This is a genomic window from Providencia sp. CIM-Carb-044 (assembly GCF_033901115.1).
Lineage (GTDB): Bacteria > Pseudomonadota > Gammaproteobacteria > Enterobacterales > Enterobacteriaceae > Providencia > Providencia hangzhouensis.
In genome coordinates this window covers 458,312-459,497 of sequence record NZ_JAXADV010000004.1, presented here as the reverse complement: position 1 = coordinate 459,497, position 1,186 = coordinate 458,312, and the positions used below count along the sequence as shown (strand labels likewise).

The following is a 1,186-nucleotide window of genomic DNA, read 5'->3' as shown; positions in this document are numbered from 1 at the left end:
AGATAGAGTTGTTTTCGAGAAGTGAGAAGCCGAAAGGTGAAGGACACGCAGCTTGTTTGAGATTGAGGTTCTGGTTTAAGGAAGGTGAAAACCAAATTAAACGGGAACAAAACAGAATTTGTCTGGCGGCAATAGCGCGGTGGTCCCACCTGACCCCATGCCGAACTCAGCAGTGAAACGCCGTAGCGCCGATGGTAGTGTGGGGTCTCCCCATGTGAGAGTAGGGAACTGCCAGACATTAAATTAGTGAGAAAGCCACCCATTGGGTGGCTTTTTTGCGTTTGGAGAAAAAAAGAAAAACAGTGGGTGTTGAGATTAGGAGGGGGGCCTAAGCTTTAGTTCCTCAGTTCCTTAATGCTTTACTCCCTAATTTTAATTCCCTTTTTATCGCTTACTTTCTCATTAGACGATGTATTACACATCTCTTCATCTTTTTTAGCTACTCTTGGGGCTCCCCTCTATCTATCACCATCATTAATGAGCGTGTGTGATGCAAAGTAGTGAGTAACAGCTCACAGATTATTTAGGGTAGCGGAATTTTAATAAAATCAAATAAATATTGTGGATTGGGAGTTTCCCCATCACGGTGATGAATGATACCGCTTGAGTCAAAGTAGTCAGTAACAACTCACTTGTTGAAAGGGATGTTGGCTGCTAGTGATGGTGAGATGGCAGGAGTTAGGAGAAGTAATGGAGGGGGAGCGGTTGTATTGGTGCGCTGAATGGATATTGTGGATGCAAAGAGTGAGTAACAACTCACAGATTGTTTAGGGTAGCGGAATTTTAAGAATATCACGAGAGTACTGTGGATAGGGTGTTTCCCCATCATGGTGATGAATGACATCGCTTGAGTCAAAGTAGTAAGTAACAACTCACTTGTTGAAAGGGCGGTGGCTGTTGGCGATGGTGGGATGACAGGGGTAGGAGAAGCAATGGTGGAGAAGCGGTTGTATTGGTGTAATGAACGGATATATTAAATACAAAGTTAGTGAGTAACAGCTCACTAGTGATGGGGAGTTGGACGTTTAAATACATAGCATTGTATACCATAGAATAGGTAATTTATTGTTAATGTATTGAAATGGGGAATGTCTCTAGCAGATATAAAGTAGTGAGTAACAGCTCACTAGTGATGGGGAGTTGGACGTTTAAATACATAGCATTGTATACCATAGAATAGGTAATT

At 42.4% G+C, this 1,186-nt stretch carries 1 rRNA gene; it reads left to right on the top strand.

The window, feature by feature from the left end:
* Positions 1-121 precede the first annotated feature (121 nt).
* Positions 122-237: ribosomal RNA gene (gene rrf, locus SJ312_RS11580) — 5S ribosomal RNA — on the top strand.
* The last annotated feature ends 949 nt before the right edge of the window (positions 238-1,186 follow it).